Source organism: Pedobacter terrae (genome assembly GCF_900100705.1).
Taxonomy (GTDB): domain Bacteria; phylum Bacteroidota; class Bacteroidia; order Sphingobacteriales; family Sphingobacteriaceae; genus Pedobacter; species Pedobacter terrae.
The window spans coordinates 244,109-262,731 of sequence record NZ_FNCH01000005.1; the positions used below are offsets into that span (position 1 = coordinate 244,109).

The window sequence follows — 18,623 nt, forward strand, 5'->3', positions numbered from 1 at the left end:
TCGGAGGTTAAGTTATCTATTTTTTGAATCTTGTCAACGGACCTCGGACTTCCGACCAAAAAGCATATCTTCGTGTATAACCTAACCTATGAAAGTTGACAGAGAAAAGAGTGAGTTTCTTGATGATATGATTGAGCAATGGCAAAGCGATGGCTTAATTGATAATGAAACAGGCAATAAACTCCGTAAAAGTTATGAAGCCAAGAACTTCGATTGGTTACGCCTGGCACAGTATGCTTTTTGGGTAGCTTTGGCTTGTGGGTTTATTGCACTGGGATCGCTCCTCATTGATAATTCCATTTTAAACTATTTGAAACGGGTTTACAATACGCCAAATATTGTTATTGCCATTGTTTCAGGCGCGTTGGCGGGATGGCTTTACATTTTAGGTTTTCGGCGCAAAAAGAAACTGGCGCATCTAAAGTTTAGCAATGAGGCTATTGTATTTTCAGCCATTTTACTCACGGCAAATGCCGTCGCTTATTTTGGAAAGGCCTTAGATAATGGTTCAGGCAATTTCTCTATCCTGATTTTAATATCTGTTTTTATTTATGGGACTTTAGGTTATATTTTCAATTCGCGTTTAATCTGGATTTTTGCCCTAATCTCCTTAGGCGCTTGGTTTGGCACAGAAACAGGTTATTTAAGCCGTTGGAATTACTATTTCTTTGGGATGAACTATCCCTTGCGTTTTGTCGTTTTCGGCGCTTTATTAACCGCAGCATCGTTCATGATGAAGGCTTTCCCCAAAACAAAAAATTTCTTTCAGGTTACCTATATAGCTGGGATGGTTTATTTGTTTATATCACTTTGGGCCTTATCGGTGTTTGGCAATTTTGCGAGTCTTGAAGAATGGTATCAGGTTAGGCAATTAAGTTTGTTTTACTGGGCATTAATTTCTGCAGCCATTTGTGTAGCCAGTACGCTATTTGGCTTAAAATACCATGATGATATTGCCCGCGAATTTGGAATCACTTTTCTATTTATCAATCTCTATACACGATATTTTGAATATTTTTGGGACAGTTGGCATAAAGCCCTATTCTTTTCTGTACTTGCAGCCTCGTTTTGGCTGATTGGCAGAAAAGCAGAGAAAATCTGGAATGTGGAGTTTTTGAAGTAATCTTAAAAACTAATTCATTTGATAAAATGCTAATTTATACATTCTATTGATGTAAAAATGCAAGTTGAAAAGCAAAATTTATATACTAAAGTAATTGAACTGCTTAACCGAGCGAGGCAAAATGTAGTACAAACCATTAATAATACAATGGCTATGACCTACTTCGAAATCGGCAAGATGATTGTTGAAGAGGAACAGGACGGCAAAGAAAAAGCTGAATATGGCAAACAAATTTTGAGAGAGCTTTCAGAAAGGCTAGTTTCAGAGTTTGGCAAAGGTTTTTCTGAAACAAATTTAAAACAAATGAGGTATTTTTACCTTACCTATTCAATTCGTCAGACAGTGTCTGACGAATTCGAAAATAATGAAATTCTAGAAACATCTCCTAAAACTTCAGATTCAATTCAGCAGACAATGCCTGCGCAATTCAAACTTACATGGTCTCACTACCTTAAGTTAATGAGAATAACCGATGTAAACGAACGTAATTTTTATGAAATAGAAGCAATAAAAAATAACTGGAGTCTGAGGGAGCTACAACGTCAATTCGATTCAGCATTATATACGCGCCTGGCGTTAAGTAAAAATAAAGAAGAAGTATTATCTCTTGGTCAAAAAGGGCAGATTATTGAAAAAAGCAAGGACTTAATAAAAGACCCTTATGTACTAGAATTTTTAGGCTTGCCTGAACAAAATTTTTATTCAGAAAGTGAGTTAGAGCAAAAATTAATTGATAAACTGGAACATTTTTTATTGGAATTAGGTAATGGGTTCACCTTTGTAGCCCGTCAAAAAAGAATAACTTTTGAAGAAAGGCATTTCAAAATAGACTTAGTTTTCTACAACCGTATTTTAAAATGTTTTGTACTTATTGATTTAAAAATCGGAGAACTCAAACATCAGGATATTGGCCAGATGCAGATGTATGTAAACTATTTTGACAGAGAAGTAAAACTTGAGGATGAAAACAAAACCATCGGTATTATCCTTTGCCAGGATAAAAGTGAATCTGTGGTAAGATATACACTTCCTGAAAACAATGAACAAATTTTTGCAAGTAAGTATTTAACTGTTTTACCTAGCGAAAAGGATTTCATCAAAATCATCGAGAATTAATTCAAATGAAAATATTTCAACAAGCCTTAGCCCTTAGAGAACGTAGAAGAGGTTTCCATATCATTACCAATGAGGTTGAAGATGCACTGGCACAAATTAATGAGATTAATATTGGAATTTGCCAGGTTTTTATACAACATACTTCTGCTTCCCTTACGATTAACGAAAATGCCGATCCAACTGTACGTATAGATTTTGAGATGTTTTTTAATAAAACGGTTAAGGAAAACGACCCCAATTATGAGCACGACTATGAAGGATCTGACGATATGCCTGCACATTTAAAATCTGCACTTTTGGGTAGCTCCGTAACTATCCCGATCAGAAATGGCAGGTTGGCACTTGGTACCTGGCAAGGTATTTACCTTTGTGAACATCGCAATCATGGCGGACAAAGAAGGTTGATTATTACTGCCTGGGGAGAATAAATTTATGCTTTCTCCACTTCTTCTTTAATTTCTGGGTGATTATCCTGAATAGATTTACCATCGGATTCTACTTCAATTTCTTTTGTAGTAACGGCATAATGTGAAGGATAAATCTCTGATCCGAAAGCAACTGCATAAGCCTTGGTAAATTCTGCACCAAAATATAAAATGATTGAAGAATAGTAAGTCCATAACAGCACAACCACTAATGAGCCTGTTGCACCATAAGTTCCCCCAACATTGCTTTGCCCAATATAAATTGAAATGGCAAATTTACCGATCATAAACAATATAGCAGTAACTATTGCTCCCGCAATTACATCACGCCATTTGATAATCGCATCTGGCAATACCTTAAATATTACACCAAATATCAATGAAATAACCGCCAGGGTTACAATCTGGTTGACGATGTAAAATACAATAACAGATACTTCTGCAAATCTGGCCTGTAAACGACCGCTAAAAGCATCTAATACCGAAGTAACAGCTAGTGAAACTAATAGTACGAACCCCAGGCTAATAATCACCGAAAAAGACAAAAAACGGTTCTGCAACATTTTCACCCAGCCTCTTTTAGGTTTGGGTTTTAATCCCCAAATGGTATTGATAGAATCCTGAATATCGCCAAAAACAGTAGTTGAACCGATTAGCAGGGTAATGATACCAATAATTAAAGCAATAGTGCTTTTTCCATCCAAATAAGCATTTTTGATCAACTGTTGTAAGGAACCAGCCGATTCCCTACCTAAAAACCCTTCGAGTTGAGCATAAACCTGTCCTTCTGCTATTTCTCTTCCTAAAAATATGCCACACAAAGAAATAATTACCACCAGTAATGGCGCCATTGAAAACACGGTATAATAGGCTAACGAGCCACTAAGTTTCGTTACCTTATGATTATTAAATCCTGTAAACGACGCTTTCAAAACGCCCCATATTCCTTTTAAAGTGATTTTCCGCTTTTCCATAACTATTTTTAGATGAGATACTCTAAATTTAAACCGCTTGTTTTTTGAATTGTTTGTGAATTCTTAACAAAGAAGAATATTAAGAAAACTGGACGCACAAAAAAAGCTCCTGGTTTTGACAGGAGCCTTACTTCGTGCGATAATTATATTATTTGGACTTAATCCATGATGCAAGATCGTTCACCAATGTTTCGGATACGCTTACCGCTGCCTGATACTGAGCCATAGTACCCTTTTCAGTTTGGGAACTTAACAGGTGGTTTAAATCCGGATAAAATTTAAGTAGCACATTTTTCTTTTTACCTAAAGCATCATTCCATAAATCAAAATCTACTTTACCTACCTGAAAATCATTACCCCCCTGCAGTATATAAATTTTAGGTTTCGAAAGGCTTTTAGCTACAGTAACCTGATTGTAGCTATTTAAATCTGCCCAGTATTTTGCCGGCAATCCTAAAATGATAGAATCCGGCTTTATCGTAGTTCCCAACTGCGAAATTCTGCTTTTATCAATTTCCACAGCAGCATCTGCCAATTGTTTCTTAAAAGCAGCGGTTGTGTCATTAGCCTGATCGAACATATATTTATTCTGATCAACAATAATATCGGTTAATTTTCTTGCAGGTGTTGCCGCCAAAATAATCCCTGCCAAATCTGGTGTTATGGTTGCTATTCTAGGAGCTAACATTCCACCTAAACTATGACCGAATACATAAACAGCTTTTGGATTGGCTCCAGCGACTGTTTTTGCAAGCGTTATAGCTGCAGCTGCATCATCCAGCACCTCTTCTTTTACGGTGAAAGCTTTGTTAAATTCGTTAGGATAGATTAAAGTTCTTTTTACGTATCGAACGGAGGCAATTCCCTTAGAAGCTAAGCCGCCGGCAATATCTTTAAAAGGCTTATTCGCACCAATGGTTTCATCCATATCGGCAGGTCCGGAGCCATGCACAAAAACCACAATAGGAAAGTTTTTAACATTTTTTGGCGTGGTAATAATAGCCGCTAATTGTTTTCCTGCCGGACCAATATATACTGATTTTTCTTGGTATAAACTGGTATCTACATAGGTCGGTTTTAGATAAGAGGAAGTTTTTCTGGAGGGTGCCAGAAATATTCCGACAATTTTCTGTTGTTTATTAAAACCTAAAATAAAGTTCTGATCACCGTTGGCAAACTTACCTTCAACCGTTACAGCAAAAAAATCGCCCTGCGCTTTACTTTGAATGGCATCCAATGATTCTGCCTTTCCATATTTGGTTCCAATGTCACCCCAAAGTTTCTGTAAATTTTCTTCTGTTAATTTCGTTTTTAAAGTATCGTCAAAGAAAGCATGTGCATCTTTAAATTTTTCTTCCTGTAGCAGTTTAAAAAAGTCGTTTGCGCCGTTGAACAGCTGGATCACATTCTGAGAAAATGCAGTGGTTGTAAATAATAAAGCAATTATGAATAAAAGGCTCTTTTTCATTCGTATATTTTGTTTAATGGTAATGAGGCATCATGATTATCCTTGTCAGAATTTAAAAATCATGATCGTTTCATGTATTGTGTTTGGTTGTTTACAATACCCAAAGTTAACAATATTTGGTTCTGAAAAGCCTTTAACTAAACAAGCCGTTTGGTTTTAACTAATTTTAACATTTGACATCAGTTTCTTCCATAAAATACACGGGATAAACATCATGATAACGCAATAACAGGAGGAATTAAAAGCGAAATGCCATCACCAATAAATACCCTGGAGGCAAATGCACCAATAAAATTAATGGCAAAGCCTGCATAAGCCCATTCCTTAACCGTCTTAAATTTATTTTGAAGAATGTCAACTGCCCCTAGCAGCTTTGCAATTCCCACCATGATCAGCAGTACATCGGATACCCCAGATGTTAATACCCCCTTACCAACCTCCTGTTGTGTTATTCCACCAAAACCATCCATAATCATTATTTAAGCGAAAATAACGGTTGCAATCCAATACCAAATTGTTACTGTTTCATATTCATCTGCTTTTGTATACCGACACCAAATCGTTTAGGGATATTTTAAAACAATAACAGGTTTAACACCTATTGAGTATCGGAATAAATACCATAAAGCTATTCCTGTTTTACAGGTTTAACCACATTTTTTAAAAAAACAAAAAAAAATAAGGCTGCACACAATATATTCTATTTACAGCGTTTATGTATGTGAGAGCGTTAATTTAGATGACGGGGATACTGCCTGAGGGTGGAATCCCCGTTTCTTTTTTAAGCAGAGGGCTAGATGCACGGAGCAGCGCCAATGGCGATCAGATCCTCAAGCTCCTCGTGCGCTGCTTACTAAGCACAAAAAAGGGACATTGTTCAAAAATGTCCCTTTTTAAGATATATGATGGAGTTAAGAATTTTAGCTTTCTTTATCGGTAAAATCAACTGGTTTCTTCTCAAAATACTGATCGAAGTTTTGAACTTTTTTAGGCTTTAAGATTATATATAAGCCTAAGCTGATCAATACCATTGGAATGCTAATCCTAAACAGATCAAAATCAAATAGGTTTATCGCTTTAAAAGTAAATAAGCCTCCAATAATAGTCAATGCTAACCAACCGCTTCCTTTAAAGTCTTTACGGTAACCCATCCACAAACCAATACCTAACATAATGGTGTGCCATCTCAAGATCCAATATGGAACATCTATTCCTGAGTTTCTTAATAAGAATACCGAACCGATGGCAATGATTAAAATGCCTAGACCAACTTGTTTATCTGCGTGATTTTTTTTGATTAAATTTTCCATGACCGTTTGTTTTATGAATCAAATGTATCACGAATACCAATGCTGGAGAATGGTTTTTCCCTTAGTTATGATGTTTTATCGGTGAGTGAAATAAAACTGTCGGTAAAAATTTTTGGGAAATTTGCAAGAAGGGAATTTTTATCGGTGAAATTTTTGATAAGTCTGAAGCCGGCAGTCGGGAGTCCGAAGTAGATAGGTCAATTTAAAAAATGTATGAATGAAAAAATTTCCAATAAACCAATGACTAATGAACAGCTTAACTAATGTTATTCAAAAATTATAATATCTGCCCCATCACTCATGATTACTTTTGAAGTCATATTAACGAATAAGCCATGCGCCAGTAATCCGTTAATCTGATTTAGATCAGAAGCTAATTTAGCGGGATCATCAATAAGTCCAAAATCAGCATCTATAATCACGTTTCCATTGTCGGTAATAAATGTTTGGCTTTCTACAGTTCTTAATATACCCTTTCCGCTAAGTTTGGTAATTTGATCAAATACATATTGATAAGCTAACGGAACTACCTCAACAGGGACTGTAAAAGCGCCTAATTCTTTAACTTTTTTTGAAGCATCGGTAATGATGATTGCATTTTTACTCAATGAAGCAATTATTTTCTCTCTAAAAAGTGCTCCGCCCCCGCCTTTAATCAGATCAAGCGATGCTGTAAATTCATCAGCACCATCAATACTGATATCAATTTGGCTTAGGCGTCCAAGGTCGAGAATTTCAATGCCTAACGATTTCGCAAGTTCTTCTGTTCGAATAGAACTTGCAGCTGCTTTGATTTGAAGTCCGGTTTTGACAAGTTTCCCCAATTCAATAATAGCAAAGGTTGTGGTAGAACCCGTGCCTAAGCCAACTACATCGCCATCTTTCACAAATTTTACCGCAGCCTGGGCAGCTGCTAATTTCTCTGCATCTTGTTGAGTTTTATCTGTAGTAGCCATAAAGTAAAAATAGGTTTAATTGATAAACATCCAAAAATGAAAAAAATTTTACAGCTGATGCAATAAATCGTTTTTATAGCGTTTATGTATATGAGAGCGTTAATTTAGATGATGGGGATTCTGCAATAGTGGAATCCCCATTTCTTTTTTAGGCGTTATAACCACACTGTCAATCCTGAGGGATAATTTATTTTATAAAAATCAATATAAATGGACAGATGGATAAAGAAAGTGAATGGTCTTGAAGTATCGTCATTTCGATCGCAGTGCCTGCCCGTACTGGCGGGGACAAATCTTTTTACATAGTTCAAAGATTTCTCCATTTCGCTGCGCTTCAGTCGAAATGACGACAACGAGCAACAACCTAGCGCACAATTAAATCGAAAAAAAATTGCTCCAAACACAATAAATCGTTTTTACAGCGTTTATGTATATGAGAGCGTTAATTTAGATGATGGGGATTCTGCAATAGTGGAATCCCCATTTCTTTTTTAGGCGTTATAACCACACTGTCAATCCTAAGGGATAATTTATTTTATAAAAATCAATATAAATGGACAGATGGATAAAGAAAGTGAATGGTCTTGAAGTATCGTCATTTCGATCGCAGTGCCTGCCCGTACTGGCGGGGAGAAATCTTTTTACATAGTTCAAAGATTTCTCCATTTCGCTACGCTTCAGTCGAAATGACGGCGTTTTTTTTAATCTGTCATTGATAGCGTAGTCGAAGGATCTTTTCATTTAATAGACCCTGAAATAAATTTAATCGTAGCTTTCCGCTTCGCTACAGGTCAGGGTGACGCTTCAATTAAAAATTTCTCCTCATCTCCTCCCACACCAACACACCTCATTTTCTTATAAAACAAAAAACGGCTGGCATTTCTACCAACCGTTCCCTAACAATCAACTTATTTATTTAAAGAGTTTATCCAGGCTGCAATTTTTAAAGCTTCTGCTTTGGTTACTTGCGGCATTGGTGGCATTTCTGTTGAATAACCCGGCCAGTTTTGTGGTTGCGGATTGTGGATCAACTGAAATATTTTCTCAGGTGAATATTTACGTTTTGCAATTTCTGCGAATGGCGGGCCAATCTGTCTTTTGGTTTGGTTATGGCAAGCCAGACAAGTATTTTTAGTTAGCAAACCTTCAACCTCTTTAAAAGTAGGTGCTTTCGCACTAGCCACGGGCTTAGCTGGTGTTGCAGTTCCTTTCGCTTCTGGTGCTTTTCCTGTTGTTGCCTTTGGTACGGCAGTTTTCCTGGCAGGCGTATTTACAGGCATTGCTGAGTTTTTGGTACTCAGTTCGCTGGCAGAAAGTTTATTTCCATCAGGAATTTGATTCAAGGTGTAATAAGCCACCGGATGAACTAGAGAATAAAAGCCATCTTGGGATCTTAAACCATCTAATGTTAAAGTATGGATATAATATTGGCGAAGGTTTTTAACCACAATCCTGGCTTTTAAACCATCTGCAGAAACTTTAACCCCTGAAATTTTTAACTTTTCTGTGTTTACAGGAGGCGAACCATACACCGGGTGGTATTTGTAAATAAAACTTTCTGCATCGTATGAAGCCAGATCTTCAGCCGATTTACGATCAACAGGCATCGTAAATTCCACTTCAAAACCATCTGGCATTGCCCTAACGGCTTTCATTTCGAAAGGGGTTTTATTGTTATAAACCAGTCTTTCTAAACCTTCGTTAGCGTCACCGGCCGATCCCCAACCACGGTTGGTTTCACCAACAAATAAGGAGCCGTCAGTTCCCCACTCCAATCTCAATACCCCAGAACGGAAACCCTTACGGAAAAGGAAGGCGGCACCTTGTTCTTCACCTTTTACAGTCTCCATAAAAATTCTCGAAATAATACTCATCCCCTGATCGCCAACCAAAATCTGTCCGGCAAATGGCCCGAAGGTATTGGCCGGAATTTTAACAGGCTCTGCAGAAGAAATACCCAAAATACCATAAGGCAACCAAACGGATGGCAAACGCAATTCAGGAAACACTTTTTTCATTTCGAATAAGGTTTTAAATGTTTCGTTTACCCTATTCTCTGGTTTAATGTATCTTCCCTGTTCATTTTTGGTTCTACGCTCATCTATTTGTGAGTAAAAGAAATCTGACTGCAGTTTAACCGGAGAGTTAGGCAGGTTAGTCCACCTTAAACTGGCCGGGTGCCCCATAAAATCACCTTTATTTACCTTCCATAAACCACCTGACCCAACCCAGTCGCCCTGGTTTTCGGTATAATAAAACTGGCCATCGATACTTCCAATCCCGGCTGGCGAACGAAAACCCGCAGCATATGGGCTCATTTTGCCATCTTCGGTTATATTCATCGCCCAACCACGCATGGGTACACGGCTTTCGGCACGCCACCATTCTTCGTCGCCAAAGGCCACATTTGCGGTTACCATAAAGCTTCCGTCAGGCATTAATTTCGGACCAAAACTATATTCGTGGTAGTGACCGCTTAAAGGCCAGGCATAAACAGTTTCGTAAACATCGGCTTTGCCATCCTGGTCTTTATCTACCAATTTGGTTAATTCGCCACGCTGCGCCACATATATTGCACCATTTTTATACGCAATACCCAAAATTTCGTGCAAACCATAGGCAAATCTGCGCCAGTAAGGTTTTGCACTGGTAGGATTTTCTACGATATAAACCTCTCCCCTACGGGTTGAAACGCCTAAATCGCCATTTGGCAGGGTAACCAGACCACCAACTTCTAAAATCGGGCCTTCGGGCACGCGTACTTTATTTATTTTGAAAAAATCTTCTTCTTTCGGTGTTTCTTGTGCAAAAACGGTGGTAAGACTAAAACTTAACGCCAGTAATGCTAATTTTTTAAATGTATTTCTCATGATGATCACGACTAAAACAAAATGGTATAATTCAACTTACTTCCAATGGCTGCAATGATTTCCCATTTGCCATCAATATTTCTAATTACTGGCTTTCCAGAACCTTCGCCAAGCTGTATATAATATGCTTTATCGTCAATTAAATACAAGCCCTTACCCGCCTCTTCAATGTTTGAAGCAGTAGCTAAAAGGAAGTACAGGTCTTTCGAAGCTTTATCCACAGTAATTTCCCTGCTTAAACCTTGTCCGTTTTCCATCACTTTAACCGCATCGGTAACATTTGTGCCGTTAATGATGTATTTAAACTCCGGACGGTCTTGTTTATCCATTACGTACCCCTTTGTTCTGAAACCTGTACCAGCCGTATCGGTAACCCACTTGGCCTGGTCATTTGCCAACTTTGAAATCGCCAGAAAAGGCTTTTTGGTAAAACGGGTAACACTGCCCAAAGCGCGTGAGGTTCCGTTTCCACGGCCATCCCACATGGGCGTAGCATCAATAAAATCGCCATGCCATCCCTGTAATAAGGTACCGTTATCCAAATCGTAGCTGTAGGCAACTTTTTCAGGTCCGCCTACCGAAATAGCATGTACGGAACGTACTCTTGGTGCTACGTCTACAAAACTTCTGATCATATTGTTGCTTGCTGCTTCAATATATATCGGATCTGCACCACCGTTTTGGTTTGTTGCTGGAATTTCTGATAGTTCAGTGATCTGAATATTTCTGAACGCTACAGATCCATGATCGCCTTGCAAACGTAAAGGTCCTTTTGCTTTTTCAGCACCCGCTGCACCTCTTGTCGCGCCAAATAATTCAACATTTTCGTGAATCAGCACGCCGTTTAGCTCTGCACTGACAATTTTAGCATTTTGTGTTTTTTTTCCTGAAGCATCGAATTTAGGCGCCTGGAAAATAATTTTAATATGTTGCCATAAACCTGGTGCCTTGCTTGCATTCTGGCGGGGCGCAACACCACCAAATCCTTTCTCGGCTTCTGGTTTGCTATCATCCCAGCGCTGATAGATCCCACCATTATTTGAAGAACTTGGGTTTTTAATTCCCCATGCATCGTCAATCTGGATTTCATAATTACCTTGAAGATAAATCCCTGAATTTGTTCCTTTTGCAGTTAAATAATCCAGTTCTATTGCTACATCACCATATTCATTGATGGTGTATAAATCGGACCCTGCTTTTTTTGCTGTAGATTGGTTAACTAAAATGCCTTCACCTTTGGTTGTTTTTAAAACATTTTCGGCGTTAAGGTCGGCCACTACGTTTTGTGCCAGCGACCACGAATTGGAAGGATTTTTAAAGGCTGAAAGATCTTTGAGATCAATACGCTGGCCAAATGCCAACAAGGTTCCGCAAAGCCAGAAAATGGCTGTAAAACCCATCTTTGAGATGTTCATATATTTGATTATTAGTTCTAGCTTAAAGCTAAATTTGGTTTAAAATCCATCGGATAATTGCTTTACCCGATGGATCATTTTTATCTATTTTTCTGTTGATAATGAATAAGGAAAGTCAGCTGGATTCGACCCTCTGGTTTTGTTCGGCGTTGCCGTCATGTTGAAGTTTAATACCGCACCTTTCTGCATACCACTGTGGCTGATCCAGTTTTTAGAATATGGCTTACCATTCATTTGTAACGACTGAACATAACGGTTGTTATCGCTATTGGCTGGTGCATTAATCACTACCGTTTTGCCATTTTCCAAAGTGATGGTTACCTTTTTAAACAAAGGCGCACCCAAAACATATTGGTCAACAGCTGGGGTTACCGGGTAGAAACCCATTGCAGAAAAAACGTACCAGGCAGAAGTTTGCCCGTTATCTTCATCACCACAATAACCATCTGGCGTAGCTTTATACATTCTGTTCATGGTTTCGCGTACCCAATATTGTGTTTTATAAGGCGCACCGCCGTAGTTATACAGGTAAATCATGTGCTGGATAGGTTGGTTACCATGTGCATATTGGCCCATGTTTGCAATCTGCATTTCTCGGATTTCGTGAATTACCCCACGGTAAGCACTCTCATCAAATACCGGAGGCATAGAAAAGACCGAATCTAACTTGGTTACAAATTTATGGTGACCACCCATTAGCTTGGCTAAGCCATCAATATCCTGAAAAACCGACCAGGTATAATGCCAGCTGTTACCTTCAGTAAATGCACCGCCCCATTTAAACGGACTAAACGGACTTTGGAAAGTTCCGTCCTGGTTCTTACCACGCATTAAGCCTGAAGCCGGATCGAAAAGATTTTTGTAGTTCATAGCTCTTTTCTTATAGATATCGATTTCTGAAGCGGGTTTACCTAAAGCTCTTCCCAATTGGTAAATGGTAAAATCATCATAGGCATACTCTAATGTTTTAGCTGCATTTTCATTCTTTTTCACATCAAAAGGTACATAACCCAATTCATTGTAATATTTAACCCCATCGCGGCCAACAGCTTCCATCGGGCCTTCATTATTGGCACCATGTTTTACCGCCTGCCACAAGGTTTCGATATCGTAACCGCGCATGCCTTTAATGTATGCATCAGACACTACAGAAGCTGAGTTATTACCCACCATAATGTTGGCATAACCCGGACTGCTCCACTCTGGCAACCAACCACCTTCTTTATAATCGTTGATTAGACCTTGTTGCATCTCTTTATTAATAGAAGGATAAACCAGGTTTAAGAAAGGATATAATGCCCTAAAGGTATCCCAAAAACCAGTACCAGCGAACATATAACCTGGCAAAACCTGTCCGTTGTAAGGACTCCAGTGCACGATCTGATTTTGTGCATCAATTTCATATAATTTATTCGGGAAGAATAAGGTGCGGTACATGGCAGAATAAAATGTCCGGGTTTGATCAATCGTCCCACCTTCAACTGCAATCTTACTTAAGGTTTTGTTCCAGGTAGCTCTACCTTTTGCTTTTGTAGCATCAAAACCATCGTTAGCCAATTCTCTTTTCAGGTTTAAATCGGCCTGCTCAAAGCTGATGAATGAAGAAGCCACTTTTGCAGTTACCTGCTCACCTTTTTGCGTAGCAAAACCAATAACGGCACCGGCATGGTCAACCGTTAATTCTAAATCTTTTTCGTTAAGTTTTTTATCATCCCAGGTTTTAGCCAGTTTGAAATCTTTATTGAAATAGATTACGAAGTAGTTTTTGAAATTTTTAGGCAGCGGCCCGCGGGCATATTTAGTGGTATAACCAATAATTTTTCTTTCAGCCGGAATGATTTTAATATAAGAGCCTTTGTTCTGGGCGTCTACCACTACATAGGCACTATCTGTTTTAGGGAAAGTAAACCTAAACTGGGCAGCACGTTCTGTAGGCGTGATTTCGGTAGTTACATCAGCATCGGCCAAATAAACACTGTAATAATAAGGCTTGGCTACCTCTGCTTTATGGCTGAACCAGCTTGCGCGGTCATCATCTGTGAATTTTAATTTACCAGTAACCGGCATGATAGAAAAAGCACCATAATCGTTCATCCAGGGTGAAGGCTGGTGTGTTTGTTTAAAACCGCGGATTTTGTCGGCATCGTAAACATAAGCCCACCCATCGCCATTTTTACCGGTTTGTGGTGTCCACATGTTCATTCCCCAAGGCAAACCAATTGCCGGGTAAGTATTTCCGTTAGATAAGGATGGCTTAGAGGCCGTTCCCATTAGCGGGTTTATCCAATCTACCGGATCAGTAATTTTGCCTATTGTTTGCGCGAAACTGGTTGATGCCGCAACACTCAATAAGGCGATAAATAATCTTTTCATTTGTTGTGTTTGTGTTTTATATGCTTGTATTTATTATTTAAACTTTAGAATTTTTAACATAATCTGCCCAAAGTGCATCTAAATCTTTACCTGTTAATTTTACCCAGATATCTTTGGTATAGGTATGATCTCTTAAAGAAGCATCAACGGTTTTAATAATGCCAGGTTTTACACTTTTCTCCATCCAGGCGAAAAAACCAGCGGTAATGCGGTAACTGTTTTTATAACTATGTTCTGGCTTTAAAGCAGGCAGCGACCATTTAGCGCCTTCATTATCTACACCAAATTTATAACGGGCGTAATCGGCAATGCCTTCTGTTAACCAGCCCGGGCCAACGCTACGACCATAATCCTGCACAATGTGCATGACCTCATGGGTTACTACATCAATATCTTCTGGATGTTTCACCATCCACATCGAACTAAAGGTTACTTTTCCATCGGCAGTTGCCGCCACTCCTTTGTAGGCCGTATCTATAAAAAACTTTACTTCTTTGATCGTAGAAGGATTATATTCTTTGGCCAGTTTTGGATAAACTTCAAAAAAGGTTTTGATCAAACGTTTCTTCAATTGGGGATCTAATTCCTTAAAATTGCTTTCGAACGATAAGGTATAACCGCTCTTTTTGATGATTTCCTGAGCCCTTAGCGGCATAGACAGCATGGAGAGGAGTACTGCAAAAATCGAAATGGCGAATATTCTTTTCATTATTCAGGGGTTATGGCTTTGGTTAGCATGTTTGGTTCTGCAAAATAAATATAATATATGTAAAACGTTTTACTATATCAGCAAAATTTTATATGCTATCTTTTTTTAAAAACAAATGGGCGTATTCTTTTCAACCAATAAGGCAAAAAGCTAAATTAAAATTTCAATAGACAGGCAAATAACACTTTAACACGATACTAAAACGTTTAAGTAACAATAATAAGCATATTACTACATAAGCAAAAATTTAATTCAGGTATTTTGTTATTATAATGGGTTAAGTGTACGGCAAAGCAATACTGCAGCGATTGGAAATAAAAATATTACATTCTTATCGGGCGAGTAAAACAATAGATTTGATTTTAAATGGTATGAAGCAATCTTGGAGTGCCCGCCAATAGCGGTTGTGCTCAGATTGCTTCATTTAGTGGGATAAGATTTATCACCATGGTGGTTTCTCATGTTGATAGAACACCAGCCATTCAGATACAATTGATCGGGAAATAAAACGAAACGGACCTTAAGTAAGGCTCAAATCGCAGCAACTTGCAGCGCCGATTAATGCCGCATGCTCTTTTAATTCTGAAATTTTAATCTCAGCATCTATTCCGTTTCCTTTTAGTGTTGCAGTCAATTCTGGAGCGAATGCGTTAAATGACTGTGCAATATTCCCTCCAACAATTACGGTATTTATTTTATATTTCTTAATCACAGGGATCAGGAACTGTGCCAGGTTGTAGCCAAATTCCATAAAAACCATGGTTGCAAAATGATTGCTTTCTACAATCGCTACCAATTCTTTAACGCCTTCTACCTCTTCACCGCTCAGTTGCTTAAAACGTTTTACGAACCAACGCGTAGATAAATAATCTTCGGCAATTCCATCTAAAAAAGGAGAGTTCCACAAGTCTGCATCATAAGCTTTATCATTTAAACAAAGTGAAGATCCAAGTCCGGTTCCCAACGTTAAACCTAATACGTTTACATTTCCTTTGGCTGCCCCTGCAAAAACTTCTCCCTGTAAAAAGCCAGCTGCATCGTTTATAAAGTGAATGTTGTCTATCGCAATATCCAACCGTTTGGCAAGCTCTTCTTTTACATTAACCTGGTAAAGCGATTTAAACTTTTCCTGATCTTTAATCAACGAAATTCCTTCTTTATAATTAAAGGGCCCGGGCATGGCTATGCCCACATTTCTATTCCCGTTTTTGATGTCCTGGAAAGCATTATTGATAATATCGCACCAAGCCGATAAAATCACTTCCTTATTCTCCTGTGAATTCACAGGGCTACGTTTGATAGAATTCTTCAATAAAGTTCTTGTTTCCAAATCTACCAATGCGGCCGTAATATGCGAGCCGCCAATATCTACACCTAATGCAACAGGCTTTTCCATTCTATATATATTTCTGTTCTATTCTTTATTAATTTGAATAATTCGCCAAAAGTAGTCATTCAATAGCTATTTACTGATTGAAAATGGCTTATCTTCTTCCAATATTCCTCTATTTAACGAATATTTAACACTCATCTCCAGTTTTAACACACCGCCTTTTAACAAATCGCTATGATTTAAATAATTTTTGGTATAATTTTTACCATTTAAGCTTGCCGATTTTATGTAAACATGCCGAACATCATTTGCCGGCGCTTCGATGATGAATTTTTTACCATTTTCTAAGTTGATGGTCGTTTTTTTGAATACCGGACTTCCTAAAACATACTCACCAGATCCTGGGGTTACACTATAAAACCCTAAAGCGCTTAACACATACCACGAAGAGGTTTGCCCCTGGTCTTCATCTCCCGGATAACCGTTTTCTGTTGCATCATACAGTTTATGCATTACCTCACGGGCATGAAATTGTGCTTTCCACGGCTGGCTGGCATAGTTGTATAAATAAACCATATGCTGTATGGGCTGGTTACCGTGCGCATACTGGCCCATATTGGCCATTACCATTTCGGTCATTTCATGAATCATCCCCCCGTAAGAGCCCACATTAACTTTATTGGGTTCGCTAAAAACAGAATCCAGCTTGGAAACAAAATTTTTGTTTCCGCCCATCAGGTTAATTAAACCTTTGGTATCGTGAAAAACCGACCATTGCCAATGCCAGGCATTTCCTTCGGTAAACGGGCCTCCCCATTCAGTTGGATCAAAATTTGGCGACCATTCGCCGGCTGCATTTTTTCCACGCATAAAACGTGTAGCTGGATCATAAACATTTCTGTAATTGAACATCGGTTTCTCAAAAACCTTCATGTAATGTTTATCGCCAATCATTTTGGCTAAGGCGTAAGCGCAGTAATCATCGTAGGCATATTCCAATGTTTTTGCGGTAGCTTCTCTATATTTTGGATAAGGAACATAACCCAATTGGTTATACGCCGTTACACCATCCCTACCGTTTGCAGGCCCCCACGGCCCCTTATTCATCGCTTCATGGTAATAAGCAGCTAAAGCCTTCTCCGGATCGAATGTTCTGATGCCTTTTGCCCAGGCATCTGCAAACAAAGATATGGCATGGTTACCAATCATACTTCCGGCCTCACTTGGGAAAGACCAGGAGGGTAACCATCCGCATTGCGTATAGGCATCGAGCATGGCCTGCATATAACGTCCGTGCATTTCTGGCTGTACCAGTGTATTTAGCGGAAACTGTGCCCGGAAAGTATCCCAAAAACCGGTATCGGTAAACATATAGCCCTCGTGCACCTTACCATCATACGGACTAAAATAACAGGGCTTTCCCGCTTCGTTAATTTCGTAAAACTTTCTGGAGAATAAACTTGCCCTAAAAAAGCAAGAATAAAAAGTCTCCATATCTGCTCTGGATCCACCTTCTACTTCTATCTTACCAAGCGATTTATTCCATACCGCAGCAGCCTTGGCCCTGGTATCTTCCAACGCTTTATCACTGCCCAATTCCCGTTTTAAATTAAGTTCGGCCTGTTGTAAACTGATATAAGACGATGCTGTTTTTACCTGTACCTTTGTACCTGGTTCGAACTGTACAAATGCACCTTTACCTAAACCCTCTGCATAAACAGAATCTTTCGAAATGGTATTCCCTTTGTTTTCCCAGGTACCAAAAGCTTTAACCGGTTGATCAAATTGAACGACAAAATAACTCTTCCAGCCCTTTTTAAAGCCTTCGCCATTATTTACCCAACCTGTTATTTTGTTTTCTTTTGGATAAATCTGAATGCCGCTGAGTCTGGTGTAGCCATCTAAAATTAAAAAGCTTCTTTTGCCCTTTGGATAGCTGAACCTAAGGTGTGCACCACGTTCTGATGGTGAAATTTCGGTAGTAATATCGTTTTCGAATTTAACTTTGTAATAGTTTGGTTTGGCAATCTCATCCTGGTGACTAAATTTAGTTTCACGCTTATCTTCGTTTACCTCCAACTCATCAACCATGGGCATTAAAGAAAATACAGCATAATCTCTCGTCCACGAACTACATTGATGCGCTTGCTGAAAGCCCCTTATTTTATCTTTAAAGTATTGATATTTCCAGCCATCGCCATTTCTGCCGGTTTGAGGGGTCCAGGTATGCATGCCAAATGGCAATGCGGTTGTTGGATAAGTGTTGCCCCGCGTGAGTTCGTGTTTAGAATTGGTGCCCTGCAACGTGTTAACGTATTGAACCCAATCTTTCTGCTGCGCCAATACACCTTTGGCAAAAAGGCAGCAAAAAATGGATACGATTAATTTAAGTTTCATTTGTGTGTTTGCTTTTTTTCGCTTAACCAATAATATTTACCAGGGAAATTAAAAAGATTTTCATCCATCCTAACGTTTAGCAGGCAATGGCCAGGTAATTATTATGAGGGGTATTACATCATTGATAGATAAGCGGGTACCTTATAATTTTGTA

14 protein-coding genes are annotated in these 18,623 nt (G+C 38.7%); 3 read left to right on the forward strand and 11 right to left on the reverse strand.

Annotated elements, in window-relative coordinates:
• Positions 1 to 88: 88 nt before the first annotated feature.
• Genes BLR60_RS08990 through BLR60_RS09000 form a run of 3 tightly spaced genes read left to right on the forward strand, consistent with a single transcriptional unit; the run spans position 89 to position 2,667 of the window.
• Positions 89 to 1,123 carry a DUF2157 domain-containing protein gene (locus BLR60_RS08990; RefSeq protein WP_090498935.1) on the forward strand — a complete coding sequence of 345 codons (1,035 nt, stop codon included), beginning with the start codon at positions 89 to 91 and terminating at the stop codon, positions 1,121 to 1,123.
• A gap of 57 nt (positions 1,124 to 1,180) precedes the next feature.
• Positions 1,181 to 2,239 carry a PDDEXK nuclease domain-containing protein gene (locus tag BLR60_RS08995; RefSeq protein ID WP_090498937.1) on the forward strand — a complete coding sequence of 353 codons (1,059 nt, stop codon included), beginning with the start codon at positions 1,181 to 1,183 and terminating at the stop codon, positions 2,237 to 2,239.
• A 5-nt stretch (positions 2,240 to 2,244) separates the two neighbouring features.
• A complete protein-coding gene (locus tag BLR60_RS09000; RefSeq protein ID WP_090498939.1) occupies positions 2,245 to 2,667 on the forward strand; it encodes a secondary thiamine-phosphate synthase enzyme YjbQ in 423 nt (140 codons plus the stop codon).
• A gap of 2 nt (positions 2,668 to 2,669) precedes the next feature.
• Here the strand turns inward: BLR60_RS09000 and BLR60_RS09005 are convergent, their stop codons facing one another.
• The 11 genes from BLR60_RS09005 to BLR60_RS09055 form a co-directional block, all read right to left on the reverse strand.
• Positions 2,670 to 3,638 carry a YihY/virulence factor BrkB family protein gene (locus BLR60_RS09005; RefSeq protein WP_090498941.1) on the reverse strand — a complete coding sequence of 323 codons (969 nt, stop codon included), beginning with the start codon at positions 3,636 to 3,638 and terminating at the stop codon, positions 2,670 to 2,672.
• A 148-nt stretch (positions 3,639 to 3,786) separates the two neighbouring features.
• Positions 3,787 to 5,106, reverse strand: coding sequence for an alpha/beta hydrolase (locus BLR60_RS09010; RefSeq protein WP_090498942.1), 1,320 nt, complete (start codon positions 5,104 to 5,106; stop codon positions 3,787 to 3,789).
• Positions 5,107 to 5,318: 212 nt separating this feature from the next.
• The gene (locus BLR60_RS09015; protein WP_244155623.1) at positions 5,319 to 5,576 is read right to left on the reverse strand and encodes a DoxX family protein; all 258 of its coding nucleotides are present in this window, start codon (positions 5,574 to 5,576) and stop codon (positions 5,319 to 5,321) included.
• 450 nt (positions 5,577 to 6,026) lie between these two features.
• Positions 6,027 to 6,416 carry a LiaF transmembrane domain-containing protein gene (locus tag BLR60_RS09020; RefSeq protein ID WP_090498944.1) on the reverse strand — a complete coding sequence of 130 codons (390 nt, stop codon included), beginning with the start codon at positions 6,414 to 6,416 and terminating at the stop codon, positions 6,027 to 6,029.
• Positions 6,417 to 6,682: 266 nt separating this feature from the next.
• A complete protein-coding gene (gene rpiA, locus BLR60_RS09025; RefSeq protein ID WP_090498946.1) occupies positions 6,683 to 7,372 on the reverse strand; it encodes a ribose-5-phosphate isomerase RpiA in 690 nt (229 codons plus the stop codon).
• A gap of 908 nt (positions 7,373 to 8,280) precedes the next feature.
• Positions 8,281 to 10,242, reverse strand: coding sequence for a c-type cytochrome (locus BLR60_RS09030; RefSeq protein WP_090498948.1), 1,962 nt, complete (start codon positions 10,240 to 10,242; stop codon positions 8,281 to 8,283).
• An 11-nt stretch (positions 10,243 to 10,253) separates the two neighbouring features.
• Positions 10,254 to 11,657 carry a 3-keto-disaccharide hydrolase gene (locus tag BLR60_RS09035; RefSeq protein WP_208600607.1) on the reverse strand — a complete coding sequence of 468 codons (1,404 nt, stop codon included), beginning with the start codon at positions 11,655 to 11,657 and terminating at the stop codon, positions 10,254 to 10,256.
• An 84-nt stretch (positions 11,658 to 11,741) separates the two neighbouring features.
• A complete protein-coding gene (locus BLR60_RS09040; RefSeq protein ID WP_090498950.1) occupies positions 11,742 to 14,030 on the reverse strand; it encodes a GH92 family glycosyl hydrolase in 2,289 nt (762 codons plus the stop codon).
• A 37-nt stretch (positions 14,031 to 14,067) separates the two neighbouring features.
• The gene (locus tag BLR60_RS09045) at positions 14,068 to 14,739 is read right to left on the reverse strand and encodes a basic secretory protein-like protein (RefSeq protein WP_090498952.1); all 672 of its coding nucleotides are present in this window, start codon (positions 14,737 to 14,739) and stop codon (positions 14,068 to 14,070) included.
• A gap of 520 nt (positions 14,740 to 15,259) precedes the next feature.
• Positions 15,260 to 16,135: an ROK family protein gene (locus BLR60_RS09050; protein ID WP_090498954.1), complete on the reverse strand. Its 876-nt coding sequence runs from the start codon at positions 16,133 to 16,135 to the stop codon at positions 15,260 to 15,262.
• A 66-nt stretch (positions 16,136 to 16,201) separates the two neighbouring features.
• Positions 16,202 to 18,469 carry a GH92 family glycosyl hydrolase gene (locus BLR60_RS09055; RefSeq protein WP_090498956.1) on the reverse strand — a complete coding sequence of 756 codons (2,268 nt, stop codon included), beginning with the start codon at positions 18,467 to 18,469 and terminating at the stop codon, positions 16,202 to 16,204.
• Between the last annotated feature and the right edge of the window lie 154 nt (positions 18,470 to 18,623).